A 25,349-nucleotide genomic window follows, 5' to 3' on the forward strand; every position below is an offset into this window, starting at 1 on the left:
CTGTATGCGCGGTGACGCTACCGACCGGCATCGAGTGCGCGGTGCTGGCGGACGGGGCATTCGCCTCGGGCCTCTGTGCTGACCCGCGTGGGCTTCCGGGACGTAGGCGAGCGGCGACGGCTCCGGCTGCGGCTGCGGCTGCGGCGACAGAGCTGGATGCGCTGGCGGACGCCCTCGCTCGGCTGCACGGGCATTTCGAGGTGGACGGCCATCGGCTCACCGGTGACCAGGCCGGTGTCCGCGGGGAAGGAAGCATCATCCAGTCCCTGTTGAAGGGGCTGGACCTCGCGGGTGCGAATTTCGGGCCGTTGAGCTGCGCTGACCTCCGGTTCGAGGAGGTGGACCTCTCCAACTCCGCATGGAGCAAAATCTCCATGCGGAGGGTCGGGTTCTCCGGATACCGGCTGGTCAGCTGGTCGGTGCGGTTCGAGCGCGTCGAGGACGTCGCGTTTACGAACTGCCGACCTGACTACTGCTCGTGGACAGCGCAAAGGTCCTCGGGCGTGATTTTTTTGCGGGCTGCACCTTTCCGGGAAGCCGAGTTCGACAGAAGGCTGGACAGGTTCGTCTTCCGCGACTGCAGACTGGACGGCGCACGTTTCGATGCGACATCGGCCGGTCAGTGCGATCTCCGGGAAGCGGATATCGCGGGTGTCAACGGCCTGCTCACACTGCGCGGTGCGCGGATCTCTCTGCATCAGGCCGGTGAGGCCGGGATCATCCTGGCCGACGAGGTAGGGATCTCGGTCGAGTAGGTCGACCTCTTCCGCAGGGCGGATCCCGCCTCGGGCTGCGACATCGTGATGCCCTGGGCACGGAACGCATAGTCGGCGAGGCGGTCCCGACCGGATCCGCTGGCCGTCACGATCGCCGAAGCGCCCCGCGGAAGCAGGCGCCACGCCCGAGCCGACCAGCTCCCGTCGTCCCCGCCCGCGCCTCCCGCCCAGCACACCGTTTCCGCAATTCAGGGACAATTTCGGGAATGATAAACGATGATACGGACGATAACGTCTGTTCTATCCGCGTTCACGGAGTTCTAGCGCAAAGCCGCGCCGCGCATCCGCACGCGACAGCCGCCCGCCGTGCACCGTCCGCACGACGGCGATCACCAAACGTTTCAACGGCCATCTCATCGTCGGGGGCAGGCGTGAGCTCACATTCAAGATTTTCATCAGTTCGTGTTTGACCACATGCGGAAAGCCATGAGCACAACGAATCGTGTTCGGCTATTCACAGCAACGCCGGACGCGTGGCCGGCCGCACCCCTGTCCGGCAGGCCACGCCCAGCGCCGGCACAGCCCGTACGCACAGGCGGAGTGCGCGCGCCACGACACGCGCGGCCATGACCCTGGGGCTGGCGTCACTGCTGGCCGCGGTGGCCGTCGGATGCGGCGGCTCCTCGTCCGACAACACGCCGACCACGCAGGTGGTGACCAGCGTGTCGGGCGAGCAGGCAACCATCCCACTGAAGATCGACCGGATCGCCGAGCAGTTTCCCGCACACACGGTCACCGACATCATGCTCGGCGTGGGTGACAAGCTCGTGGCGATCCCGCAGAACGTCAAAACGCTCCCGTTCCTGCACAAGGTCTTCCCCCAGGTGGACTCGCTCCCCGAACTCTTCCGCAACGGGGGCGCGGTGAACATGGAGGAACTGCTCAAGCTCAGACCCGACGTGGTGTCCACGATCAGCGGCGGCACCACGCTGGAACCCTTCCAGAAAGCCGGCATACCGGCCGTCAACATGAGCTTCGACGCCTTCCCCCAACTGGCTCCCTCGATCGAGCTCGCAGGCAAGGTCTACGGCGGCGTCGCGGCCACCCGCGCGCGGGAATACACCACCTACGTCAACGACAAACTGTCGATGGTCCAGTCACGGCTGGCGAACCTGCCCGAGGCGGACAAGCCCAGCGTCGTCCACATCGCCAGCTACCCACCGGTCGTCATCGACGGTGGGACATCCCTGATCGACGGATGGATAAAGATCGCCGGCGGTACCGACTCCGCCAGCGGCGTCAAGGGAACCCACGTCACGGTGTCCATCGAACAGCTCCTGCAGTGGAACCCCGACGTCCTCATCGTCGAGACACCCGGTGGTGATCAGGGGCTGGCCGCCGCCTCCGCGCAGTCCGTGGTGGACAACCTGGCGAAGGCTCCCGGCTGGTCCGATCTGAAGGCCGTCCAAACCAACCGGGTCTACCTCAACCCGCAGGGGCTCTACCCGTGGGACCGCTTCGGCCCCGAGGAGGCGCTGCAGATCCAGTGGGCGGCGAAGACCCTGCACCCGGACCTGTTCAAGGATGTCGACATCCGCGCCGAGTCCCGCGCTTTCTACCAGAAGTTCTTCGACTACACCGTGACCGACGCCGACCTCGACCAGATCCTCCAGGTCGGAACCAAGTGAGGAGCGCTCCCCCGGAGCCGGACCAGCGTGGTGAGTCTCCCCCGCTCCGGGAACCCGGCCCGGCCGCCGCCGCCCGTACGAGCCCGCGGCCGGGCCGGCTGCGAGGCCGGCTCCCAGCGCGGCTCCGAGGCTGGCGCCTGACCCGCCCGGACGGTCACCTGCGGATCGTTCTGCTCGTCGTCGGCCTGCTCGGGCTCGTCGCGATCTCGTTCGGGCTCGGCCGGTACACGCTGAGCCCGGTGACCGTCGTCCGCATCCTGGCCCATGAGATCGCCGGCGCCGGCCGGGGCGCCTCGGGGCAGGAGCGGGCCGTGGTCATGGACATCCGCCTCCCGCGAATCCTGGCCGCGCTGCTGGTCGGGGCGGCGCTGGCCGCCTCGGGCGCGGCCTACCAGACCATGTTCCGCGTTCTCGACGAGCCCACCGCCGCCCTCGACTACGGCAACGAGGTGCGTACCCTGCACGTCGTCGCGGAACTGGCCCGCGCCGGCCACTGTGTGATCATGACAACGCACCAGCCGTCGCACGCGCTGACCTACTCCAGCCGGGCGGTGCTCATGCGGGACGGCCGGGTCATCGCCGACGGCCATCCCGACGACGTGGTGACCGGCGAACGCCTCAGCGACCTCTACGGGGTGTCCGTCCATGTCACCGGGGTGACGCTGCCCGCCGGGCACGGCCGCCGGGAGGTGCGCACCTGCGTCCCCATCCCCGCCGCGCCGGCCGGACCGGAACCCGCCGGCTGAGAACGTCGCCACAGACACAGGCCGGTCTGGGACACAGACGGAAAAGAGACCAGCGGCACGGTCAGGAAGCGGCCTGGAGACGGTCGGCGGCCGCGGCGATCTCGGCGCGGAGGGCGTCCTTGAGCGGGGCGGGGGCGAACGAGTGCTCCACCGCGGCCGCGGCCAGGCCGACCACCTGGTCGCGGCGCAGCCCCAGGCTGCGCAACGCGTGCAGGTACTCGTCACGCAACGTGGTACCGAACATGGGTGGATCATCACTGTTGAGGCTGACCGGCAGCGCCAGCTCGATCAGCGTGGGCAACGGGTGGTCCGGATAGTCCGCGACGACCCCGGTGCGCAGGTTCGACGTCGGGCACACCTCCAACGGGATGTGATGCGCCCGCAGATGCTCGACGAGGGCCGGGTCGTCGAGGGCCCGGATGCCGTGGCCGATGCGCTCGGCGTGCAGATACTCGAGGGCGTCCCAGATGGTGCGCGCCCCGGTGGTCTCGCCGGCGTGGGGGACGCGGTGCAGCCCGGCGTCACGCGCGACGGTGAACGCCTCGGCGAACTGGGGGCGGGGCACACCGGCCTCCGGCCCGCCGAGACCGAGCGCGATCACGGACTCCCGGCGGTTCAGCGCGAACTCGACGGTGCCCTCGGACGCGGGGCGTAGGTTCATGTTCGGCAGGCCGGGAATATCGGTCACCCACCGCACCTGGATGCCGGTTTCCCGCTCGGCGTCCAGGCGGCCCCGCTCGATGCCGCCGAAAAGCTCGTCGGCGTCGATGCCGCGTCCGAGGTGCAGGAACGGCGTAAAGGTGATCTCGGCGTACCGGACTCCCTGGCCGGCGAGCCCCAGAGCGGTCTCCCTGGCGAGGACGGCGAAGTCGTCGGCGTCCCGCAGCACCCGGACGGCGGCCAGATAGACCTCGATGAAGTGGTCGAAGTCGCGGAACTCGTAGAACTTCGTCAGGCCCTCGATATCGGTGGGCAGATCGTCCACCCCGTGGCGGCGCGCGAGGGCGAGCAGGGTCCGCGGGCGCATGGATCCCTCAAGATGGACGTGCAGCTCCACCTTGGGCAGCGCGTCGACGAACTCCTCGTCGCTCAGCCCGTCCGCCACCTCCTGGCGGCCGGCATCGCTCACGCTCATCAGACATCACCCGCGCGGACGTCACCAGTTCGCATGTCGGGAGACGATCGCTCCAGGCCACCCGTCCCGTCAAGCAGGGCTGACGCCACCCACCGGCGCATATCCACCGGAACTCCACTGGAACGCCTACCGGGCCAGGCGACGCCGTCCGGCACAATACCGTTCCGTACCGTTCCGTAACCGGTCCGAGCCTGCTCCGAGCCTGTCCCAGGCCTGCTCCAAGCAGGGCCGGCCGAACCATGAGGAGGCTGAAGGTGCAGGGGTCGAGCGACACGCCAGAGCAGCAGCCGTCACCGGTGGGGCAGCAGCCGCTGACGTACGAACGGGCTCGCTCGGAGCTGGAGGACGTCGTCCGCCGGCTGGAGGCCGGTGGCATCACCCTGGAGGAGTCGCTGTCGCTGTGGGAACGCGGCGAAGAACTCGCGAAGGTGTGCCAGGCGTTCCTGGAGGGAGCCCGCGCCCGCCTCGACAGCGCTGTCGACGCCGCCAGTACCGGCCCGGCGGCGGATCCGGGCGTCCGCTGACGCACGGCCCGCTACTGGCGCACGGCCCGCTGGCGCGCGGCCTACGGCGCGGCGTGCGGGCGCAGCGACGCCGCGAGCACCCCCAGGTCGGCGGCGGACGCCCCGCCCTTGCCGCCGCCGTCGGAGACGATTAGCACGACGTCACCGACCTGGCGGGTCAGCGCCAGATGGCCGGCATCGTCCCGTCTTTCCTGCCAGGACGCTCCGGCGAACTCGACAGTCCCTGTCACGGGCCGGTCCCCCAGGACGCGTTTGACCGCGTCCCGGGCGTTGCTCTCGTTGAGCTGCGCGTACGTCCTGTCATCCGGGCGGTCGACGACGTACCCGATCGTCAGCTCGACCGTTCCCGGCGCGGTGTCCGACAGCCCCGAGGTGCGGACCGAGGTGGGCTTCCAGTGGTCGGGCAGACCCGTCGGCGCCAGGACGTCGAAGGGCGCCAACCGCGCGAACGCGGCCACCGGGGCGGCCGTGTCCACCGTGCGCACCGGGTCGCCGCCGCCTCTGGGCATGAACAGCGCGACCAGCAGCACCCCGGCCATCACCACCCCGAGGGACAGCGCCATGTCTCGGATCGTTTCCTGACCGCGTCGTCGTGCCATCGTTCCATCCTGCCGTCCCGGGGATGCGGCCCGACGGGGCAGTCGGCCCGCTCGGCCCCTTTTCGTCCGTGGCGATCCCGCATCGGTCATCGCCGGACGGTGGTCTCCGCGCCGGATCCCGTGCCCGGTAGGCCGCCCGTCATGGCGCCGGATCGCGGTGGATCGCGCTGTCGGCGTCCCGGGGCACACCCACGACGACCACACACCGCATTCAGGAAACATCATCGATAAAATAATTATCGGGCGCCTGTTGAAGCACGGCCCGGACGTAAGCCAACTAACAGCGCGTCTGCCGGCCAGGTCGAATGCCTGGCGCCAACCGTCGGTAAACAATAGATGGGCGTCCGGCACGCCCCCTCCGCGTGCCGGACGCCCATGTGTGAGGTTGGACGTATGTCTGCTGGTCAAGGTTGCACCAAGTAGGACGATCGAGATGTCACACACCTGACATTGGCGTTCCGCGGACTGCCGTCCCAAAAGCGGTGCGATCGTATTTCCACGCCCTGCCGTCCTGCCAGCCGTGGGTACCGGCGGGTATCCACCCGGGTACCGCGGCTGGCACCCCGCGCGGGGACCGGCGGCCTGGGCCCGCGCGACCGCACCGGGCTGTGACCGGGTGACATCCGCCCCGCGGCCGGCGGGGCGAAGGGCCGCCGGTGACCCGCCGGCTATCGGTGGGCGGATTCACTGATGTGCAACTAGTCTCACTTCCGTGGCAGTCGAAAGCGCGAACCTTCCTGATCCTCTCGTCGTCCAGGGGCAGGCACCCGACCGCAACCTCGCCCTCGAGCTCGTCAGAGTGACCGAGGCGGGGGCACTCGCGGCCGCCCGATGGGTCGGGCGTGGTGACAAGAACGGCGCCGACCAGGCCGCCGTGGACGCCATGCGACGGCTCGTCGGCACGGTGTCGATGCGGGGCGTCGTCGTCATCGGCGAGGGCGAGAAGGACGAGGCCCCCATGCTCTTCAACGGCGAGGAGGTCGGCTCGGGTGAAGGCCCCGAGTGCGACGTCGCCGTCGACCCGGTGGACGGCACCACGCTCACCGCCAAGGGCATGAACAACGCGATCTCCGTGATGGCGGTGTCCGAGCGCGGGTCCATGTACGACGCGAGCGCGTGCTTCTACATGGAGAAGCTCGTCACCGGCCCCGAGGCCGCCGGCGTGGTGGACATCACGGCGCCGGTCGAGGACAACGTCCGGGCCGTCGCCAAGGCCAAGGGTGTGCATCCGCGGGACGTGACCGTCGTCGTCCTGGAACGCCCGCGCCACGTCCAGCTGATCGAGCAGATCCGCGCGGCCGGCGCCCGGGTGAAGCTCATCTCCGACGGGGACGTCGCCGGCGCGGTCATGGCTGCCTCCGCCGACACCGGCGTCGACCTGCTGCTCGGCATCGGCGGCACACCCGAAGGGATCATCAGCGCGTGCGCGGTGACCTGTATTGGCGGTGTCATCCAGGGACGGCTGTGGCCGCGGGACGACGCCGAGCGCACCAAGCTCGTCGACGCCGGCCACGACCTCAGACGCGTACTGACCACCCGCGAGCTCGTGGACAGCGACAACGTCTTCTTCGTCGCCACCGGTATCACCGACGGTGAGCTGCTGGCCGGTGTCCGGTACCGGCCGGGCGGCGCCAACACGTCGTCGCTGGTGATGCGCTCCCGCAGCGGGACGATCCGGCGGGTGGACAGCCAGCATCAACTGACCAAACTGCAGGCGTATTCGACGGTGCCGTTCTGAAGGTACCGTTCCGAACCATGTCGACGACATCGGCGCCGGTGCGGACCACGGCCGTCACCCCGCGCCGGGTCGCCCCACGCTGGGCTGCCCTACACCGGGCCGCACTACACCGGGTCACCGCGGCTGTCGCCCGCCTGGACCGGCCCGGTCCCCACGGCCGGGCGTCCGAAGCCACCACGCTGCGCGCCGCAGCCAACCGTTTCGTGACCCATCCGCGTCCACCGGTGCTGTTGGGTGTGGTCGCGAGCCTGGCGGCCATGCGGCTCGCCCGCGGGCGCTTCAGCCGGACGGACGCGGTGGTCGCGGTGTCCATGGCCGCCGCGCAGCCGTTCGTCGAGTGGGGGGTGCACCGCGGGATTCTGCACGCCCGGCCGGGCAGCCGGGCCGGCGCGGTCTGCTACCGGATCGCCGGCTGGGGGCACGAGCAGCACCACCGCGACCCGACGAACATGGACACGATGTTCATCCGGCCGCAGGAGGTGCTCGACGCCGGCGCGGCCGCGCTGGCCGTCGCCCTGGTCGGTCCTCCCCCCGCCGCCACCGCGGCCCTGTGCACGGGCCTGGGGCTGCTTGCCTACGACTGGACGCACTTCCTCATCCACACCGGCTACCGTCCGCGCGGCAGGATGTACCGCAGGATCTGGCGTAACCACCGGTTGCACCACTTCCGCAACGAACGCTACTGGCTGGGTGTGACGTCCAACATCGGCGACGTGCTGCTGGGTACCAACCCGCCGCGGGACGCGGTCCCGGTCTCGCCGACCGCGGCCTACGCCCACCTCCCCGCCCAGTGATCTTCGGTGATGCCGGTCCGCCGGGTCGCTCACGCCCTGTGGACTTACTCACGCTCGGTACCGGCCGGTTGGCCCGAGAAACGGACGCTCCACCCGCCGGTCAACTGGCCGCGGCCGCCCGCCAGCGAGTGGGATCTTCCCTGATCCGGTCATCCGCCGCGGGTGGCCGTCAGGTGGGCCCGCGCTCCGGTGGTTGACCAACCGCCAGTCGCCGGATTCCGTTCCAACGCAGTCCGGCCACCGACGGATCATTTCCGACAGCTCTGTCCGCTCTGTCCGCGCCCGCACCGCGGGCCATGGATATGTCACCGCCATGTCGTCGAGGTTCGGCCCGCGTCACGGAAACATCGGAAACATCGTGCCCGGCCGTGGCTGTAACCGCCGAAAAACCGCGGTGGGCCGTTTACCGGCAGGTCTGACACCGTACTGGCGAACAGGACGTCAGGATGACGGTGGACATTCCGCGCCCAGGGTGTCCAGGCCGATGCCGATGTCGACATGGGTGCCGACGCGGGTGTCGGCTCGGGTGTCGTCGATGGCGCTGTCGGTGCCGTCGACGACCGGATCCCCCAGGCAGGCGGGAGAGCTCCCGGCCGGGCGGGGCGACGGCCGGCCGCCACTGGTGGTGCCCAACCGTGCCGGCCCCGTGGCCAGCGGGGATGGCGGAGGCAGCCTGGCCGGCGGAGACACCGCGGCCGGCGGAGCCGTTCGGGCTCGTGGGGACCCTGCCGGACCGTCCGCGCCCGCCCGCAGCCCGGCGAGGGCCATTCGCCGGGCGAGCGGCGCCGAACCGTCGGAAGGGCCGGCCGACGAGGTGGCCGGCGTGTGCCCCACCGGTGGCCGGCCCGGGCTGGCCGCGCCCGACACCCGCGGAAAAGCGCTCGGGGAACCGTCCGGTACCGGCAGCGCGGCGGATCCGCAGGAACTGACGGCGCACACGGTGGCCAGAGCCACTGAACACACCAGCGGAAAACACGGACCGAAACGCACGACCGCCGCCATCTCAGATATTCGTGCGGCCGACCACAGTCGTTACCGCGTAACTATTCATTCCTCCCGTCGGTGACACTAGCACCGACACCGTCGAACGCGGCAAATGCCGGGCCGCGTCCGACGGACAGCTTCCGGACAGTTTTCGGACAATGCAACCCGTATGAATCGGTTAATAATTTCTTCGCATCCGGCCGGCGGCGACGGCGTGTTCCACGCCGAATACCGGCGTCGGTCACGGTGGCGACGGCCGCGGTCAGGTCACCGGGAACCCGGAAGCCCCCGCCGGAGGGTACGTACCGCCCACCACCGGACGCCCGTCGCACGTTGCGCCTAACCTCCTGGACGGTAGATAGATAGATGTCGAGCAGGTGACGACCGGCGGGAGCGGGAGCATATGAGCGAGCAGGACTACCGCATCGAGCACGACTCCATGGGTGAGGTGCGCGTGCCGGCCACGGCCAGGTGGCGGGCACAGACCCAGCGTGCGGTCGAGAACTTCCCCGTGTCGGGCCAGCGGATCTCCCGGGCCCACATCGCAGCCCTGGCACGGATCAAGGCCGCGGCGGCAACCGTCAACGCCAAGCTCGGCGTCCTCGACGCGGAGATCGCCACCGCGATCTCCGAAGCCGCCCAGGAGGTCGCCGAGGGCGCCTGGGACGACCACTTCCCGATCGACGTGTTCCAGACCGGCAGCGGGACGTCGTCCAACATGAACACCAACGAGGTGCTGGCCACCCTTGCCACCGAGCGGCTGGGCCGGCCGGTGCACCCGAACGACCACGTCAACGCGTCCCAGTCGTCCAACGACGTGTTCCCGTCGTCGATCCACGTCGCGGCGACGCAGGCGATCGTCCGGGACCTGATCCCCGCCCTCGAGCACCTGGCCGCCGCCCTCGGGCGCAAGAGCGTCGAGTTCCGGGAGGTCGTGAAGTCGGGGCGCACCCACCTGATGGACGCCACGCCGGTGACCCTCGGCCAGGAGTTCGGCGGCTACGCGGCGGCGGTCAGCTACGGGGTGGAGCGGCTGCGGGCGGCCCTGCCCCGCATCGGTGAGCTCCCGCTGGGCGGGACCGCCGTCGGCACCGGTATCAACACCCCGCCCGGCTTCGCCGCCGCCGTCATCGAGCAGTTGGTGGCGGCCACCGGCCTGCCGCTGTCCGAGGCCCGCGACCACTTCGAGGCGCAGGCGTCCCGGGACGGCCTGGTCGAGGCCTCCGGGGTGCTGCGGGTGATCGCGCTGTCGCTGTACAAGATTTCCAACGACCTGCGCTGGGCGTCGTCGGGTCCGCGCGCCGGGCTCGGCGAGATCCACCTGCCCGACCTGCAGCCAGGGTCGTCGATCATGCCGGGCAAGGTCAACCCGGTGATCCCCGAGGCCGTCTGCCAGGTCGTCGCGCAGGTGGTCGGCAACGACGCGGCCGTGGCCTTCGGCGGCTCCGCGGGCAACTTCGAGCTGAACGTGATGCTGCCGGTGATCGCCCGCAACCTGCTGGAGTCGATCCACATCCTGTCCACCATCAGCCGGCTGTTCGCCGACCGCTGCGTGGACGGCATCGTCGCGGACGTCGAGCGCTGCCGGCGGTTCGCGGAGTCCTCGCCGTCCATCGTGACGCCGCTGAACCGCTACATCGGCTACGAGGAGGCAGCCAAGGTCGCCAAGCAGTCCCTGGCCGAGGAGAAGACGATCCGCGAGGTCGTCCTCGAGCGCGGCTACGTGGCTGCGGGCAGGCTCACCGAGGAGCAGCTGGACGCCGCGCTGGACGTCCTGTCGATGACCCACCCATAGACCGTGCCCGGCCCGGCCGGCAGTGTGATCATGCTCTTTCACGCTGCCGGCAGCCCGGATCCGCGGGGCACCGACGGGCCGAAGAAAGTATGATCATCTCTGCCGCGCGCCGCCGGGCCGCGATCACCGGGCAGTCCGGCGGTGTGGCCGCGGCCGTTGCCCGCCACCTGCGCCGAACAGACGGCGGGGAGCCGTGGAAGACCCCCCAGCAAGCCCCCACGACCCCCGCACCCGTGTTCAACGAGGCACCACGGTGGAGGTTACGGGGAGCTCGAAGATTTTTCCGCGGGCCGGACGGACGGGCCGTGCGGGCCGGACGGGCCAGCCGATGGGGCCACCCGGGCCGGGCCATGCGGGCCGGCCGGCCGGGCTGGCCGAGCCGTGCCGGTCGTTCGCGCTGGCCATGCCAGTTGTCCGGGCCGGTGTCGGACCGGGCCGGGCGCATACCGGCCGCATACCGGCCGCCAGGTGTGGCCGGCACGCGCGCACCGACGCGGCCGGCCCATCTGGAAGCGACGGCCCGGGAAGGTACGGAGGTCCCGGCAGAAGGGGCAGTAACAACCTGACGTTCCGGACACCTCGGGCCGCCGGGCCGGATATTCTCCCAACTAATCAATAGCGGGAATTTTCAGTTGAGGAGGTGACAAACGATGTACGACTACGACCTCCTCGTCATCGGGTCGGGCCCAGGCGGGCAGAAAGCGGCTATCGCCGCCGCCAAGCTGGGCCGCCGCGTCGCGATCGTCGATCGTCGTGACATGGTCGGCGGGGTCTGCATCAACACCGGCACGATCCCGTCGAAGACACTGCGCGAAGCCGTGCTCTACCTCACCGGTATGACCCAGCGGGAGATGTACGGACAGAGCTACCGGCTGAAGGACGACATAACGGTCGCGGACCTGTCCTCACGTACCCAGCACGTCATCGGACGTGAGATCGACGTCATTCGTAACCAGCTCAGCCGTAATCGGGTGGCCTTGCTCATCGGAACGGCAAGCTTTGTCGACCCGAACACCATCGCCATCATCGGCAGCGACCAGATCGACGAGCGCCGGGTCCGGGCGGAGAAAATCATCATCGCCACCGGCACCCGGCCGGCCCGACCGGACACGGTCGACTTCGACGGCCACACCGTGGTCGACAGCGACCAGATCCTGGCGCTGGACAAGATTCCCGGCTCGATGGTCGTCGTGGGCGCCGGTGTGATCGGCATCGAGTACGCGTCCATGTTCGCCGCGCTCGGCACCAAGGTGACCGTCGTGGAGCGTCGTGACCGGATGCTCGACTTCTGCGACGTGGAGATCGTCGAAGCTCTCAAGTATCATCTGCGAGACCTGGCTGTTACATTCAGGTTTCGCGAGTCGGTCGTGTCCGTCGAACGCCACAACAACGGCACCCTGACTCTGCTGGAAAGCGGCAAGAAGGTCCCCGCCGACACCGTGATGTACTCGGCCGGACGCCAGGGGCTCACCACCGCGCTCAACCTCTCCAACGCGGGACTGAGCGCCGACAACCGGGGGCGCATCAAGGTCGGCTCGGACTTCCGGACCGAGGTCGACCACATCTACGCCGTCGGCGACGTCATCGGCTTCCCGGCGCTGGCCGCGACATCCATGGAGCAGGGCCGGCTCGCCGCCTACGCGGCCTGCGGCGAGGCCGTCCACGTGATGCGCCACGAGCTGATGCCCATCGGCATCTACACCATCCCCGAGATCTCCTACGTCGGCAGCACCGAGGACGAGCTCACCGAACGGGCCGTGCCATTCGAGGTCGGCGTGGCCCGCTACCGCGAACTCGCCCGCGGCCAGATCGTCGGGGACTCCTACGGCATGCTGAAGCTGCTTGTGAGCTCGACCGACCGCAAGCTGCTCGGTGTCCACGTCTTCGGTACCGGGGCCACCGAACTCGTCCACATCGGCCAGACCGTGATGGGCTGCGACGGGACGATCGACTACCTGGTGGACGCCGTGTTCAACTACCCGACGCTCGCCGAGTCCTACAAGGTGGCGGCGCTGGACGCGATGAACAAGATGCGTGCCGTCGCCCGCTTCAGCAGCTGACGTCCAGGCTCAGGCGGGCTCAGGGCGGTCGGGGCAGGCACCCGGTCGGGGCAGGAACGGTCAGGGCAGCCGGAAGACGTCGACCAGGATCACGCCTGGGGCGGGCCGGCGGTGCGCCGCCGGGCTGTCATGGACGACCAGGATCGACGAAGGGTCGCCCGGGGCCAGGGCGATCCCCTCGGCGTGGTCGTCGCCCTCGCCGAACGGCAGGTCCAGCACACGGACGAGCGCCTCGTCGTCGACGACGACGCTCGTCGCCGCCCTGGCCGCGCCACGCCACCGGTAGACCCGGACCGGGCCGTCGAGGTCCATGGTCGGGCCGGCGAGCACGAGCAGGTCGTCCCCCTGGGCGAGCAGGTCGCGCACGCCCAGGCCGTCGAGGTTCAGGAAGTGCTTCCGGTAGGAGAGGCCGCCATCCAGCGGCCGCAGCCCGAGGTCCTGCCCGTCCCCCTCGGTGGGACGCAGTTCGACGACCACCGCCCAGCCGCGCAGCACCGGCCCGCGCAGGCCCAGATAGACCCGCTCACCGACGACGGCCAGCCCCTCGACGTCAAGCCCGTTGTCCTTGCTCGGAATCGTCAGGAACGGGCCGAGGTGCTTGTCGCCCTTCAGCACCGTGGTGACCCGGGTCTGCTTGCGCAGGCCCAGCGCGGCGGCGGTCAGCGGCCCGCCGGCGCCGTCCGGGGCGGCGGCGCTGCCCACCAGGGTGGGCAGCCCGTCCCGGGTGACGACCGGGATGCGGCCGAGCAGATGCCGGTTCGCGTTCTTACGGATCTTTGCCAGGGCGCGCAGCGCGTCCTCGGTCGCGTGGTGCGGTTTGACCCGCTTGCGCGTCAGGCTGTGCGAGCCGACGAACCACAGGTAGTCACCATGCCGGTCGAACCCCTCGATGTCGATCTCGGGGATGGCGCCGTCCGCGTCCGGCCCCGCCGGCAGCGGCAGGAAGTCACCGACCGGGAAGGAGACATGGTTGTCGTAGGTGTCCCCGGCGGCGCCCAGGGTTACCCGCTCGATCGTCGTCGTCTCGTCTCCGCCGAGCCACAGGTGCCGCCCTTCACTCTTGATCGTCGACAGTGACTCGACGATGTCGACCACGGGGTGCGGGCCGACGTCGTCGAAACGGACCGTAACGGTCTCCACCGTATCCACGCGACTGCTCCCCCTCGGCCCTGAGCCCCCGCTGACGTGACAGTCCCGTTTACCACAGCTCGCCTGTCACAGCCCCGCCTGCCACGACCCGTCCGACATATCCGGCCAGATCGGATCGTCACCGTGACCGGACGGCGCAGCCGGCGGACAGAGCCGTGGTCAGCAAACATCACCACAGCCCACAGACACGCTGTGTGTCGCAAAGCGGACACGGCCCCGAGGGCGGAATCGGGCCGAGCCGGTCGAGGGGGCGGGTAGGCGGGCTGGAGACGCGCCGGACGCGCCGGGCAGCCTCAGGGCTGTGGACCGTCGCCCCACAGCCCTCGCCGCGGAAGTACTCCCGCGGGACGAGCGCGGCGGAACGGCTTCAGGGGAATGGCTTCAGGGGACGCGGGCCGCCCACCGCCACCGACGTCGCGGCGGCGTCCCAGGCGATCCGGGACAGCCCCTCGACCGTGTCGATGCCGGCCCGCATCGACGGGTTGCTGCGGCTGTAGACCGCCATCACGTAGTCCCGCCCGCCCCCGTGGACATGTCCGATGCTGGCGATCACCCAGCCACCGTCACGGGGCAGCCAGCCGTTCTTCACCTCCACGGTGACGCCCGCGGGCACCCCGCCGGGCAGGCCCCACCGCTGGGCGGGCACCACACCGGCGAGCAGGCTCGCCGCGGTGGCCCGGGCCTGCTCGCTCAGCACACCGCCCGGATAGGCCAGCGTGCGCAGCACCGCGAGCTGGTCGGCGGCGCTGGTCAGGGTGAGCCCCCAGCGTCCGCCGCCGCCCGCCTTCGTCCTGGTCATCCCAAGCCGGCTGAACATGGTGTCCATCGACGCCGTGCCGCCGAGTGAGCGCCACAACCGGCTCGCGGCCCTGTTGTCGCTTACGTAGATCATCGCCTGGGCGTTGCGCAGTTCGCTCGTGCCCAGACGTCCGGACGGCCCGGCGCGTTCCAGAATGCCCAGCAGTATCGACAGTTTCACCGTGCTGGCCGTCTCGAAACCCGGCGCCGTCGGGTCGTCGACGGTGACGGTCCGACCGGTGACCGCGTCGTACACCGCCACACCGACCTGCCCGGGGCGTCCTTCGAGATATCCCTGGAACCGCTCGGACAGGTCGGACCCGGACAGCGACGGCGCCTTCGGCACGGCCTCGGGAACGAGCCGCGGCGGTGGGACGACGATACCGATGGACGGCAACCGGACAGCTGGCGGCTCCGCGGGAACGCCCGGCACGGGAACATCCGGCGCGGAAACATTCGACGTGGATCCGCCGGCACCGGCAAAACGCACGGATCCAACGACCGGAGCCAGCACGAGAGCATTGACCACGGCAGCGGCGACCAGTATTGCGCCGGCTCGTCTCGAGACCGGGACCCGGGCCGGCACATCGACGGATCCCAGCGGTCCTGAAAATCCCACCGCCGGCCGCCGGGTCGCGTTTTTCGCGACGTTGTGCAGCGGTGCGCGGTGCCGCATGGCGACGATTGCATGGTGCCGCATGGTCACAGCCGATATATACCCGTGGCAGGGCGTCGCCGCATCGCCACATTCCCTTTTCTCCGCGACCGCGCAGATCGGTGCCGGACGCCGAGAAGGCTCCCGTCAGGCAGCCTTTCCGTGGAAAACAGCCACCGGAAAATTCGCCGGCAAAAGACGCTGGAACCGGCCGCACGGGCCGCCGGCACCTCGGCAGTTCGGAAACAGTCTCATACCGGCCCTCGACATTATTGTCAGGCGACGGGGCGGGTTGGCGCTGTTGGCACTGCTCCCTGGCTTGTGGTCCTGGTCCCCGGCCCGATTCCCGGTTTGGCCCCCGACCGCCCCTGGCCGCGTCCTCCGCGCAATCAGGAGACACCCTGGAAGCAGCGGGGAAGCCAGGCGTGGAAGGAACGTGACCACACCGTTCCCGGGCGGGTTTGTCAGGCGAGGTGAGCCCGCTCCGTTCGGGCGTCGCGGGCGCAGCGGGCACGAAGCTTGTCACCTAGCGTGCCGGACAGATCCCGTACCGGGATCCAGCGATGGTCGACCGTCTCCGCGGAACACGGCCGCACCGTTTCGTCCGGGACATACAGAATGAAGCGAGCGTCGTAGTGCACATGCGAGGGTTCTTCCCGAACCGGATCGGCGGGCACGATCTGCGCGTCAATATCAATCGGATAAACAGTGTCCGGAATCACAGAATTCGCCGCTATTCCGGTTCTCTCGGCGAGCCCGCGCAGCGCCGCGCCCAACAAGGACCGGTCCGCCGCGTCGACATGCCCGCCGGGGAGCAGCCAGCCCGCCGAACCCCGATGACGAACATGCAGCACCCGCCAGTCCGCGGTAACCGCGACCGCGCCCCAGGTGACGTGCGCCGGCATCGTGGCTGCGTCCGTCACCGGGCCTGCCCCCTCTATCAGGGCCAGCACCAGCGGACTCAGGGTCTCGATCTCACCGGGATTGTCCTCGAGATAGTGGAGAACTACTCCGGCGACCGCATTGTTGCTCACTGCCACGGGACATGACAGTACCTCCAGAAGACGATTTCGGCCGCACGAGGGCCGGCCGGGCGCCGCCACTTCGAACGGGCCCACGGTGTACTCCGCGGCGCCCGAACGGTGCACTCAGCGGCCGGATCCCGTTCGTGGCACGCACTTTCCGCCCAGCGCGTCGGACGGTCACGACGCTGCCGGGCGGGCGAGCGAGCGGGCCACAGTCGCCAAACCGACAAATCGCCTCCGCTCACCTCCGCCCCGCCGCCCGCCGCCAACGGTTCCCGCGGCCGCGCTGACAGGCTGCCGACAGCCGCGGCGGCGCGTCGGCATGTGATGCCTATCGTGTGACGACCGGCACCAACCCACATCGACCGGCACCAACCGTTGGGGATCGTCTCCATGCGGGCGGGACGGACACCGGCGGGCGAGGCCGGCCGAACAGGACACGCGTCACACCCGGGGTGTGTGAAGGGGGAGATCAGATTGGGTGCTTCCGGAGGTTCCGGTGGCTACGTCGGCACCACACGGCATCGGATGGCGGTGGCAGCCATGGGCGGTGGCCTGGCGGTACTGCTGCTCGGAGCCTGTGGCGAAGCGACGGGCACGAGCGTGACAACCGGGTCGACCGGGCCGACCGGATCGGTGACTCTGCCGAGCGGGCTGCCGACATCGCTGCCCACGGGCCTGCCGACGGCCCTGCCGTCCATTTCGGCGTCACTGCCGGGCGGCGGGCAGGTGGCCACGGGCAGGGACGCGTTGAAGGCCGCGAACGTCCCCGAGGACTTCCCGATCCCACCGGGCGCCGAGGTGGAGGCCGGTACGTCCAGGAACAACGAGTCCGTGCTCACCCTGAGCGGTGTCTCCGACAACGCGGTGGCGACCTTCTACCGCCAGGCGCTGCCGGCCGCCGGCTACACGATTACCAGTGACAATCAGATAGCCGGTCTGGCGGCTTCGATCGCCTTCGAGGGCCACGGTCTGAGCGGGACCATCGGAACGGCCGGGATCGGAACGGCCAACGGCACGATACTGACCTTCCGGAAGCAGTAGGCAAAGAAGCAGCGGACAAAGCGACGGGCCCCTGCCGGCAGCAGTGAACAGGCCGGCGGAAACGGACCAGATCCGGCTTTTCAGGCTCACCGGCCCACCAGCCCGATTCCGGCCAGCCCGATGGTTGTGCAACGCCGACTCCCGGTACGGCCGGTGACCCGCCACCGCCCGTACCGTCGCGATCGCCGGACGGCCATCGGGCACCCGCCAGCATTACCCCGGGCGGCCCGGACCTCACTTCGCACCCGAACCGTGTTCCGTACCCGGATGCTATTTCGTGCTCATCAGCGCGTCCAGCATCCCGTGCAGATGGGCCACCGCCCATTCAATGTCGAAGTACTTGTACCGGCCGGCCCGTGACTCGGCCGTGAGAACGCCACAAAGGTGCACTCTGCTGAAGTCCCCGTACGGGAACCTGTACCGTTTCCTGTCGTCCTCGTCGTCGTCCTCGGAGATTCCCAGATACCATTTCTGATACTCGTTGAAGCCATGTTCGGAAATGAACTCGTTCTCCTGCCGCGTCGAGGGCTGGTGCACGCTCCAGTCGTCTCGTTCGTCGAGTACCACGGCACCGTTTTCGATCAGTTTTCTGGCATGCTCGTAGGAACGGCGGCTCAGTCTCACGGACATGATCTCCTCCAGAGCATTCTCGAGGACGAACCGGTGCACGGGGCTGGCCGCGTCAACGGCCCGTTCAGACGGCCGTACCCGGTCTGGCAGCATCGACACCGGTACGCCACCTGACGCCCCCAGGGGGCATCCCGGCCGGCTGAACCACCCCGGCCAGCACGCCACCCCCACAAATGATCATTCTTGCCGTCACCGGCGAGCACCCACTGACGCCCATCGGCCCGGCGCCGGGCCCGGACAGACCGCGGGCCCGTGGAGGCCTTCCTTCCGCCAGGCTTCCGCCAGGCCGCTGGACGGCTCAGGCCGTGGCCGGCGGCGTGGCTGCCGGACCCGGTTGCGGGCCCGCGGCCGCGGCCCTGGCGAGGCGGCGAGCAAGCCTGGCGGTGAAGAACTTCAGGACACCGGCGAGAAGCGCTCCCGTCCCCGGCACGAGCGGGACGAAGCTGCCCTGCCAGACGATCTCGGTACCGCCGTCCACCGGCGCCAGATCCACCGTCGCCAGATAGTCGCGTATCGGCAGCAGACCCGAACGAACCCGGTAGGCGTGCCGACGAGCCGGAAGATACTCAACGATCTCTTCACGGGAGATCAGGGGTGGCCGGCCAACCCGACGCACCGCTCCCACACCGCCCGGCGGGGGTGTGCCCTCCCGTTCCCACCACGATCGCGATATGAGCGGAGCCGCCCACCGCGACCAGCCCGCGCCGTCCGCCAGGAGCTCGAACACCGCTGACGGCGCGGCCGGGGAGAGCTGGGTCACCACGTACACCCGACGCCGGCCGCTCACGACGCCCGCCGCCCGGCCCGTTCGCGCCGGTCAGACCGGTCGACCTGGCCAGGCCACCTGGTTCGTACCACCGCAGCGACCCCGGAAACGATGGCCGGCTGCTCCCATATCCGACGGACGTCCACCACAGCCTCTTACCTTTCACCAAGAACGCGAACTCATCAAGAACATGAGTGTGGGCGCGGATGTGGCTGTCGACACGGCCACGCGGGGCCGAGCCGTGGCCTCGTTCGCGGTCGGCCGCGCCCTGCCCTCAGCCAGACGCATCCCGCCCCATGTGTATCCCCCATGTGTACACGGACGGCTTTTTCCCGCCCACTACAGATGATCAATGGCGGACTGCCACGTCTCACGATGGAGTGCGCGCTCCAGCGGCCGGCGGCGGGCCCAGCCATGTCTTTCCAGGTCGGGGGCCTGCTCGTGATGCGTGACCGGGCCGAGGCACAGCCACGCGACCGGCCGGATACCGTCGGGAATACCCAGCATGTCCTGGACGGCCTGTTCACGGAAGAACGACACCCAGCCGCACCCGAGGCCCTCGGCGGTGGCCGCCAGCCACAGATTCTGGATCGCCAGACATACCGAGTACACCCCCGCGTCCGCAATAGCATGCCGTCCCAGGACGGCGGGCCCGCCGCGCTTCTCGTCATAGGTCACCACGATGGAAAGCGTGGACTCCAGGACACCGTCGATCTTGATCTGGGCGAACCGGGCGGCCCGCTCACCCGTCAGAGTCGCGGCGAAGACCGCGCGTTCCCGTCTGACATGCTCGTAGAAAGCGCGCCGGGTGCGCTGGTTTTCGATCACGATGAAGTCCCACGGCTGACTCAGCCCGACGCTGGGGGCGGCATGCGCCGCGGCGAGCACCCGCTCGAGGACGCCGTCCGGGATCGGTGCCCCGGTGAACTGGGCGCGGACGTCACGCCGCTGATGGATCACGCCGTACAGGTCCACTGGCATGGCAGGCTCCCGCTGTCCGCCACCCGCCCGTCGACGGATGGCACGGATGCGAGGCCGGTCTTCGGACTCTCGGATCAGCACCTGACCGCCCGCCTTCCCGGACCGCGCGGTCCAGTGGCTGCTCCCGGGCCGCGTCCAGCGGACCTCGATCGCGCGGGCGGCACCTGGACGACCACCATCCAGTCCGTCAGCACCCGATCCGTCGGACGTGGCCCGTGCGCGTGGGCGGCGGCTCCCCGATCACCGCGGCGGGCCCGTGCCGGACTCACACCGGCTTCCCGATTCTCCCCGGCCGCCTGGCCGCCCCGAGCGCACCCGACCGGTCATCCGGTCATGCGCCCGAGACCCCAGGCAACCTGGGGCACCTCGCGAACAATGCCACCACGATCATCCCACGGGACGGCCCCGGCCGAAGGCTTGGTGAAGAACGTGAGCAAGCAGCCATCGGCCCCCATGCTTCGGGGGGATCAGGCGTCCGTGAGCACCTTGGCCTCGCACACCTGACCGTCATCCCACCCCGGAATCCGGTCGCCAATAGCGTGAATCACCGCACGTAGGGACGATCGACTCCAGCGGATCGCCTCGTGGATCGCCTCGTCGTCGAACCGGTCCACCTCGACCACCATTGTGACGTCCACCCAGCCCTCGGTGAGGCTCGCGGCGATGTCCGGATCAATGATCCCGTGCAGATCCAGGAGAGCGTCCATCAGCCGATCCACCCGGGCCTCGAACCCGTCCAGGGGCCCGCGGTACACCGCACGCTGAGCGATCAGCACTCTCACTTCGACCACTCCCAGCACGTCGCCCTCTTGAGCTGACCGATGAGGTTCCGTCGGTAGTCCGGGTCCGACGGGGTCGGGTGAACGACCTTCATGTGCTTCTTGTCGCAGGGGCAGAACATCTTGTAGTAACGCTTGGCCCGATCCACGCGCCACCCCTGATCCTCGAACTGCTTGCTTCCCTGGACGCTCCCGCGGAGCCCAACGACGCCCTGACCCGCGCCGCCGCACGGCTTGATTCCGTCATCGAGCGACGGTGACCGCGAGCAGATTCGTCAGCGAGGCACTGGATGAGCTCCACGGAGCGGATCACTTCGACAGCGGTCAGCCCGAGCTCGACGAGTGGCTCCGTCGTCATGCTCTCACCACCGAGTCGCGTAGAACTGGGCGGACCTTTGTCTGGTCCGCCGATGGGCGGGTGGTCGCCTACTACACGATCGCGGCCCATCTCCTGATGCGTGACGACCTGCCGAGGTCGTTAGGCCGTGGAAACCCCGTGCAGATCCCGGCAGTCCTGTTGGCGAAGCTGGCGCTGGACAAGACGCTTCAGGGCCAGGGGCTCGGCGGCCTCCTGCTTGCCGACGCCGTCGGCCGGGTCGTCGAGGCAACCAGGACGGTCGCCGCGCGGTTCATCGTGGTCGACGCGATCGACGAACAGGCGGTCTCCTTCTGCATCAAGTACGGGTTCACCCAGGTGCCCGCCACCAACCGTCTCCTGAAACGGATGAGCGCCGCCGCGGCGCAGATCAGCCGCTGAATCCGGCTCCAGATCGCCGCCTACCGCTCCCGGCGGCACGGACTTCCGCCAGAGAGTGCGTCGGCGTCACCCACATGCCCACGTCAGCGAGCAGGGCGGACGTCCGCCGGGCGCCCGCGGGGCGTCTCATCGGACGCTGGCGGGTAGCTCGACTGACCTGAGCCAGATGTTGCGGGGCCACCCCGGCCGGTCAGCCGGAAGTGCGCCGCGGGGCCTAAAAGTGCACCAAACGATCTCCGAACCGTCCCGTGGGCCGTCTCCACGGCCTGACCGCGCGGAGTAGGTTGGCCGCCTGAAGGCCACGCGGGCGTGAGAAGGGCCCGGGTGGGGGTAGGCCGCCCGACGCGACTCTGGATCCGCCGGTCCGGTGATGAAGACGGTCTTAACTCACGCTCCGATGTTCTTGTCAGTGCTCGCATGTGTGGGCATGCTTTGAAGGCCCTTCGATGTGACCATCGAAGGGCCTAGGCTGACCCAGGGGAGGTGGGAAGTGACGCAACCCAACGCTTGGCCATACCCCGAGCCGTACGAATGGGCGGACAAACCCGACTCCGCTACCCAGCAGGCGATCGACGAAGCACGCGAGGACCTTGCCGCAGGACGATCGGTCATCTGTACCAGTGATGCCGCGTTCGACGCGCTCCTCCACGAGCTGTCCATGGACCCACACTCGAAGGCAAGCTGACCCCTCGAAAGGGCGCTCACCCTTCGCCCTATTGTCGTGACCGTGCCCACCTTCGAGCCGGTTGCCCGCTTCCTCGCGGAGTTCCATCGACTCTCCCCCGCGCAGCGGGCCGCGTTCCTGCGTGCCGTCGCGCTGTTCCGTGAAGGGCTGACTTCGGGCTCCTTCCACCCGATGCGGGTCAAGGGCTTCAAGTCCGAGCCCGGGTGTTCGAGATGACGTGGGCACGTGATGGTCGGACGCTGTGGACGTACGGCGAGCCGATCCCCGGCAAGCCCGGCCCGCACGTCATCTGGCTGCGCATCGGCACCCACGACATCTTCGAGCGGTAGCTTCCCCACGTACGTCGTGGATCCGCGGCTACCGCAGGAACGGAGTGAGACAGACACCGCCGGATACCCTCGGACATCCAGTCGGCTGCCGGGGTCAGCCGGCGTCGGTCTGGGCTACGCCGACCGGGCAGGACAGGCCGGTGCCACCGAGGCCGCAGTAGCCGTTGGGGACCTTGTGCAGGTACTGCTGGTGGTAGTCCTCCGCGAAATAGAACGGCCCGGCGGGGGCGATCTCCGTGGTGATCGGGCCGAAGCTGGCGGTGTCGAGGACGGTCTGAAAGGCGTCCCGGCTGCGGTGTGCCGCGGCAAGCTGCTCGTCCGAGAAAGTGTAGATCGCCGAGCGGTACTGGGTGCCGACGTCGTTGCCCTGGCGCATACCCTGGGTCGGGTCGTGCGCCTCCCAGAAGACCTTCAGCAGGTTCTCGTAGCTCACCACGGCCGGGTCGAACACCACCTGGACGACCTCGGTGTGCCCGGTCAGGCCCGAGCAGGTCTCCTCGTACGTCGGGTTCGGTGTGATGCCGCCCGCGTACCCGACCGCGGTCGAGTACACCCCGGGGGTCTGCCAGAACTTCCGCTCCGCGCCCCAGAAGCAGCCGAGCCCGAACACGGCGGTCTCCAGCCCTGCCGGGAGGGGCCCCCGCAACGGCGTACCGAGGACGGCGTGCCGCTCGGGCACGGCGAAGGCGGGCACCAGACGACCGGGCAGCGCCTGCTCGGCCGTGGGCAGGGTGGACTTGTGGTGAGTGAAGAACATCTGCTGGAACCTCCGGGACTTGTCCGGTCCGCGGTGACGCGGAAGAAGCATGATGCACCACCGCGGTCCTTCGGCGACAGGGCCTGAGACGTCAACCCCGTCCATGCCCGGTACGTTCCCTGGCCGCGTACTCGTCCATCCCGAACCCGGCCCGGCCGGGCGAACCTGGCCCGGGCCGAGCCGGTGGACGTCCCGCGGGACCGGTAGAACACCTCCCGCGGGGACCGCGGGTCCTACAGAACGAGATCCTCCAGCATGGTGGTGACCAGCGCGGCGATCGGCGACCGCTCGGAGCGGGTGAGCGTGACGTGCGCGAACAGCGGATGGCCCTTCAGGGTCTCGATCACGGACGCGACCCCGTCGTGCCGACCCACCCGCAGGTTGTCACGCTGCGCGACGTCATGCGTCAACACGACCCGTGACCCCTGCCCCAGGCGCGACAGCACGGTCAGCAGCACGCCGCGTTCCAGCGACTGTGCCTCGTCCACGATGACGAACGCGTCGTGCAGCGACCGGCCGCGGATGTGTGTCAGCGGCAGTACCTCGAGCATGCCGCGGTCGGCGATCTCCTCGATGACCTCCTGGGAGACCAGGGCGCCGAGGGTGTCGAAGACGGCCTGTGCCCAGGGCGCCATCTTCTCGTTCTCGCTGCCGGGGAGGTAGCCGAGATCCTGGCCGCCGACGGCGTACAGCGGCCGGAACACCACGACCCGCCGGTGCAGCCGGCGTTCCATCACCGCTTCGAGGCCGGCGCACAACGCCAGCGCCGACTTGCCGGTACCGGCCCGCCCGCCCAGGGAGATGATCCCGACGTCGGGGTCGAGCAGCAGGTCGAGCGCGACCCGCTGTTCCGCGGACCGCCCGTGCAGGCCGAACGCCTCCCGATCGCCACGGACCAGCCGCACCTTCTTGTCCGCGGTCACCCGGCCCAGCGCGGAGGCGCTGCCGCCGGCCGCGGTGAGCACCAGCCCCGTGTGGCACGGCAGCCCGGCGGCGTCCGGGATCTCGACGGTCTCGCGGGCGTAGAGCCGGTCCAGGTCGTCCTGGGCGACGGCAAGCTCCGCCATGCCGCTCCAGCCGGAGTCCACCGGCGTCTGCGCCCGGTACTCCTCGGCGGCGAGCCCGACCGCGGATGCCTTCACCCGCAGCGGCAGGTCCTTGGTGACCAGGACGACGTCGTTGCCCTCCCCGGCGAGATTGAGCGCGACGGCAAGAATGCGCGAGTCATTGTCATCCACCCGGAACCCCGGTGGGAGTACCGACGGGTCGGTGTGATTGAGTTCGACCCGTAGCGTTCCACCGTCGTCCAACGGCAGTGGCTGATCCAGTCGACCGTGGCGGATTCGTAGGTCGTCGAGGAGGCGAAGGGCCTCGCGGGCGAACCAGCCCAGTTCGGGGTGGTTCCGCTTTCCTTCCAGTTCTCCTACGACTACCAGAGGAAGCACCACATTGTGCTCCGCGAACCGCAGCAGCGCGCCAGGATCAGACAGGAGCACGCTTGTGTCGACGACATGCGTTCGTGGCACACGCCCACCCGCTTATTCGGAGGAAGTCCGGGACCGGGCCCCTCGCAGGAGGCCGGGCACCGGCCTCCTGGCGTTGTCGCGAATGCGGCACCGAGGGGCCTCCCGAATGGCCCGGCCCAGTGCCGGACCACGACTTGAGCCATCTTGGTCCCGCCTAGTGGATCATCGTCGTGCGATGCCCACCCGGCGTACCCAGGGCCACACGTTAGCTCCCCCGCCACGAAAGCGCGACTATCTTCGCACAACACGCTCAGCAACGGTCACCGATCGTAAGGTGATGGCCAACGGGAAATCGCTTGTACTCCAGCCACAACCATGATCATTTTTTCTGGACCGTGCCGTAGAAGACAACTATGTGTCCTCGCGTTCGTATCCTGACGTTTCCCAGCGTTTACCTGGCTGGCACATCCCGATCGGAGAACGGAGCACGTCCCGGCCGGAGAACCGACGGCCGCGACACTGGCCGGCGACATTTCCAGAGGACCCGGGCAGAACCCCGACAGGACCTCCGGGCAGATCAACCGGGCAGAACGACCGGGCAGATCAGCGAAGCGGAGCGGTGGCAACGGGCGCGCCCGCTACGGGTAGCGCGCCCTCGACAAAACAGACGGCAGCAAACAGACGACGACAAACAGACGGCTGGCGCAGACAAACAGCGGCGGACGCGGACAGCCGGCGCTGTCCGGGAT

25 protein-coding genes are annotated in these 25,349 nt (G+C 69.3%); 13 read left to right on the top strand and 12 right to left on the bottom strand.

The window, feature by feature from the left end:
• Window positions 1-11 precede the first annotated feature (11 nt).
• The 3 genes from FrCorBMG51_RS00635 (at window position 12) to FrCorBMG51_RS30235 (ending at window position 3,150) form a co-directional block, all read left to right on the top strand.
• On the top strand, window positions 12-755 hold the full coding sequence (locus FrCorBMG51_RS00635) for a pentapeptide repeat-containing protein (protein ID WP_083730745.1): 744 nt from the start codon (window positions 12-14) through the stop codon (window positions 753-755).
• 587 nt (window positions 756-1,342) lie between these two features.
• On the top strand, window positions 1,343-2,404 hold the full coding sequence (locus FrCorBMG51_RS00640) for an ABC transporter substrate-binding protein (RefSeq protein WP_047221199.1): 1,062 nt from the start codon (window positions 1,343-1,345) through the stop codon (window positions 2,402-2,404).
• Window positions 2,401-3,150, top strand: coding sequence for an iron chelate uptake ABC transporter family permease subunit (locus FrCorBMG51_RS30235; protein ID WP_086055172.1), 750 nt, complete (start codon window positions 2,401-2,403; stop codon window positions 3,148-3,150). Before FrCorBMG51_RS00640 ends, FrCorBMG51_RS30235 begins: the two co-directional genes overlap by 4 nt.
• A 61-nt stretch (window positions 3,151-3,211) precedes the next feature.
• On the opposite strand, the gene add is transcribed toward FrCorBMG51_RS30235, so the two are convergent.
• The gene (gene add / locus FrCorBMG51_RS00650) at window positions 3,212-4,285 is read right to left on the bottom strand and encodes an adenosine deaminase (RefSeq protein ID WP_086055173.1); all 1,074 of its coding nucleotides are present in this window, start codon (window positions 4,283-4,285) and stop codon (window positions 3,212-3,214) included.
• A gap of 239 nt (window positions 4,286-4,524) precedes the next feature.
• Here add and FrCorBMG51_RS00655 point away from each other — a divergent pair, with 239 nt between their 5' ends.
• Window positions 4,525-4,809: an exodeoxyribonuclease VII small subunit gene (locus tag FrCorBMG51_RS00655; RefSeq protein ID WP_076842260.1), complete on the top strand. Its 285-nt coding sequence runs from the start codon at window positions 4,525-4,527 to the stop codon at window positions 4,807-4,809.
• Between the two features lie 41 nt (window positions 4,810-4,850).
• Here FrCorBMG51_RS00655 and FrCorBMG51_RS00660 read toward each other — a convergent pair whose 3' ends face one another.
• Complete coding sequence (locus tag FrCorBMG51_RS00660) at window positions 4,851-5,408, bottom strand: DUF4245 domain-containing protein (protein WP_013872297.1); 558 nt, start codon at window positions 5,406-5,408, stop codon at window positions 4,851-4,853.
• Between the two features lie 712 nt (window positions 5,409-6,120).
• Between FrCorBMG51_RS00660 and glpX the strand changes: the two genes are divergently transcribed.
• Both glpX and FrCorBMG51_RS00670 read left to right on the top strand, forming a co-directional pair.
• Complete coding sequence (gene glpX, locus FrCorBMG51_RS00665; protein WP_086055174.1) at window positions 6,121-7,146, top strand: class II fructose-bisphosphatase; 1,026 nt, start codon at window positions 6,121-6,123, stop codon at window positions 7,144-7,146.
• 17 nt (window positions 7,147-7,163) lie between these two features.
• Window positions 7,164-7,940 (top strand): sterol desaturase family protein, encoded by a 777-nt coding sequence (locus FrCorBMG51_RS00670; RefSeq protein WP_052914187.1) that lies wholly within the window; start codon window positions 7,164-7,166, stop codon window positions 7,938-7,940.
• 441 nt (window positions 7,941-8,381) lie between these two features.
• Here FrCorBMG51_RS00670 and FrCorBMG51_RS27765 read toward each other — a convergent pair whose 3' ends face one another.
• Entirely contained in the window at window positions 8,382-8,573 is a 192-nt protein-coding gene (locus FrCorBMG51_RS27765) for a hypothetical protein (RefSeq protein WP_157180338.1), read from the bottom strand.
• Between the two features lie 754 nt (window positions 8,574-9,327).
• Between FrCorBMG51_RS27765 and FrCorBMG51_RS00680 the strand changes: the two genes are divergently transcribed.
• Complete coding sequence (locus FrCorBMG51_RS00680; protein ID WP_047221202.1) at window positions 9,328-10,719, top strand: class II fumarate hydratase; 1,392 nt, start codon at window positions 9,328-9,330, stop codon at window positions 10,717-10,719.
• Window positions 10,720-11,369: 650 nt separating this feature from the next.
• Window positions 11,370-12,779, top strand: a complete 1,410-nt coding sequence (gene sthA / locus FrCorBMG51_RS00685; protein WP_047221203.1) for a Si-specific NAD(P)(+) transhydrogenase — start codon at window positions 11,370-11,372, stop codon at window positions 12,777-12,779.
• 60 nt (window positions 12,780-12,839) lie between these two features.
• On the opposite strand, the gene FrCorBMG51_RS00690 is transcribed toward sthA, so the two are convergent.
• The 3 genes from FrCorBMG51_RS00690 to FrCorBMG51_RS00700 form a co-directional block, all read right to left on the bottom strand.
• Entirely contained in the window at window positions 12,840-13,928 is a 1,089-nt protein-coding gene (locus tag FrCorBMG51_RS00690) for a DUF3616 domain-containing protein (protein WP_083730747.1), read from the bottom strand.
• A gap of 367 nt (window positions 13,929-14,295) precedes the next feature.
• Window positions 14,296-15,159, bottom strand: coding sequence for a serine hydrolase (locus FrCorBMG51_RS00695; RefSeq protein WP_235433202.1), 864 nt, complete (start codon window positions 15,157-15,159; stop codon window positions 14,296-14,298).
• Window positions 15,160-15,845: 686 nt separating this feature from the next.
• On the bottom strand, window positions 15,846-16,421 hold the full coding sequence (locus FrCorBMG51_RS00700) for an NUDIX hydrolase (protein ID WP_047221205.1): 576 nt from the start codon (window positions 16,419-16,421) through the stop codon (window positions 15,846-15,848).
• A 462-nt stretch (window positions 16,422-16,883) separates the two neighbouring features.
• Here FrCorBMG51_RS00700 and FrCorBMG51_RS00705 point away from each other — a divergent pair, with 462 nt between their 5' ends.
• Window positions 16,884-17,450 carry a hypothetical protein gene (locus FrCorBMG51_RS00705; RefSeq protein ID WP_157180339.1) on the top strand — a complete coding sequence of 189 codons (567 nt, stop codon included), beginning with the start codon at window positions 16,884-16,886 and terminating at the stop codon, window positions 17,448-17,450.
• A 270-nt stretch (window positions 17,451-17,720) separates the two neighbouring features.
• On the opposite strand, the gene FrCorBMG51_RS00710 is transcribed toward FrCorBMG51_RS00705, so the two are convergent.
• From FrCorBMG51_RS00710 to FrCorBMG51_RS00725, 4 genes are all read right to left on the bottom strand, one after another.
• Window positions 17,721-18,080, bottom strand: a complete 360-nt coding sequence (locus FrCorBMG51_RS00710) for a hypothetical protein (protein WP_047221285.1) — start codon at window positions 18,078-18,080, stop codon at window positions 17,721-17,723.
• A gap of 298 nt (window positions 18,081-18,378) precedes the next feature.
• On the bottom strand, window positions 18,379-18,867 hold the full coding sequence (locus FrCorBMG51_RS00715) for an SRPBCC family protein (protein ID WP_047221206.1): 489 nt from the start codon (window positions 18,865-18,867) through the stop codon (window positions 18,379-18,381).
• Window positions 18,868-19,185: 318 nt separating this feature from the next.
• Complete coding sequence (gene bluB, locus FrCorBMG51_RS00720; RefSeq protein ID WP_200902292.1) at window positions 19,186-19,827, bottom strand: 5,6-dimethylbenzimidazole synthase; 642 nt, start codon at window positions 19,825-19,827, stop codon at window positions 19,186-19,188.
• A gap of 467 nt (window positions 19,828-20,294) precedes the next feature.
• Entirely contained in the window at window positions 20,295-20,609 is a 315-nt protein-coding gene (locus tag FrCorBMG51_RS00725; protein ID WP_139342119.1) for a hypothetical protein, read from the bottom strand.
• Between the two features lie 92 nt (window positions 20,610-20,701).
• Between FrCorBMG51_RS00725 and FrCorBMG51_RS27770 the strand changes: the two genes are divergently transcribed.
• The 4 genes from FrCorBMG51_RS27770 to FrCorBMG51_RS30240 all read left to right on the top strand — a co-directional run bounded on the left by FrCorBMG51_RS27770 (window position 20,702) and on the right by FrCorBMG51_RS30240 (window position 22,264).
• Window positions 20,702-20,866: a hypothetical protein gene (locus FrCorBMG51_RS27770; protein ID WP_162233150.1), complete on the top strand. Its 165-nt coding sequence runs from the start codon at window positions 20,702-20,704 to the stop codon at window positions 20,864-20,866.
• Window positions 20,863-21,363: a GNAT family N-acetyltransferase gene (locus FrCorBMG51_RS00730; protein ID WP_047221209.1), complete on the top strand. Its 501-nt coding sequence runs from the start codon at window positions 20,863-20,865 to the stop codon at window positions 21,361-21,363. Before FrCorBMG51_RS27770 ends, FrCorBMG51_RS00730 begins: the two co-directional genes overlap by 4 nt.
• A 490-nt stretch (window positions 21,364-21,853) precedes the next feature.
• Complete coding sequence (locus FrCorBMG51_RS00735; protein WP_047221210.1) at window positions 21,854-22,048, top strand: hypothetical protein; 195 nt, start codon at window positions 21,854-21,856, stop codon at window positions 22,046-22,048.
• A 36-nt stretch (window positions 22,049-22,084) separates the two neighbouring features.
• A complete protein-coding gene (locus tag FrCorBMG51_RS30240) occupies window positions 22,085-22,264 on the top strand; it encodes a hypothetical protein (protein ID WP_235433203.1) in 180 nt (59 codons plus the stop codon).
• 207 nt (window positions 22,265-22,471) lie between these two features.
• On the opposite strand, the gene msrA is transcribed toward FrCorBMG51_RS30240, so the two are convergent.
• Both msrA and FrCorBMG51_RS00750 read right to left on the bottom strand, forming a co-directional pair.
• The gene (gene msrA / locus FrCorBMG51_RS00745; protein ID WP_047221286.1) at window positions 22,472-23,134 is read right to left on the bottom strand and encodes a peptide-methionine (S)-S-oxide reductase MsrA; all 663 of its coding nucleotides are present in this window, start codon (window positions 23,132-23,134) and stop codon (window positions 22,472-22,474) included.
• Between the two features lie 233 nt (window positions 23,135-23,367).
• Window positions 23,368-24,660: a PhoH family protein gene (locus FrCorBMG51_RS00750; RefSeq protein ID WP_013872281.1), complete on the bottom strand. Its 1,293-nt coding sequence runs from the start codon at window positions 24,658-24,660 to the stop codon at window positions 23,368-23,370.
• Window positions 24,661-25,349: the final 689 nt, after the last annotated feature.

Origin of the sequence: Protofrankia coriariae, from assembly GCF_001017755.1 — a bacterium.
Lineage (GTDB): Bacteria > Actinomycetota > Actinomycetes > Frankiales > Frankiaceae > Protofrankia > Protofrankia coriariae.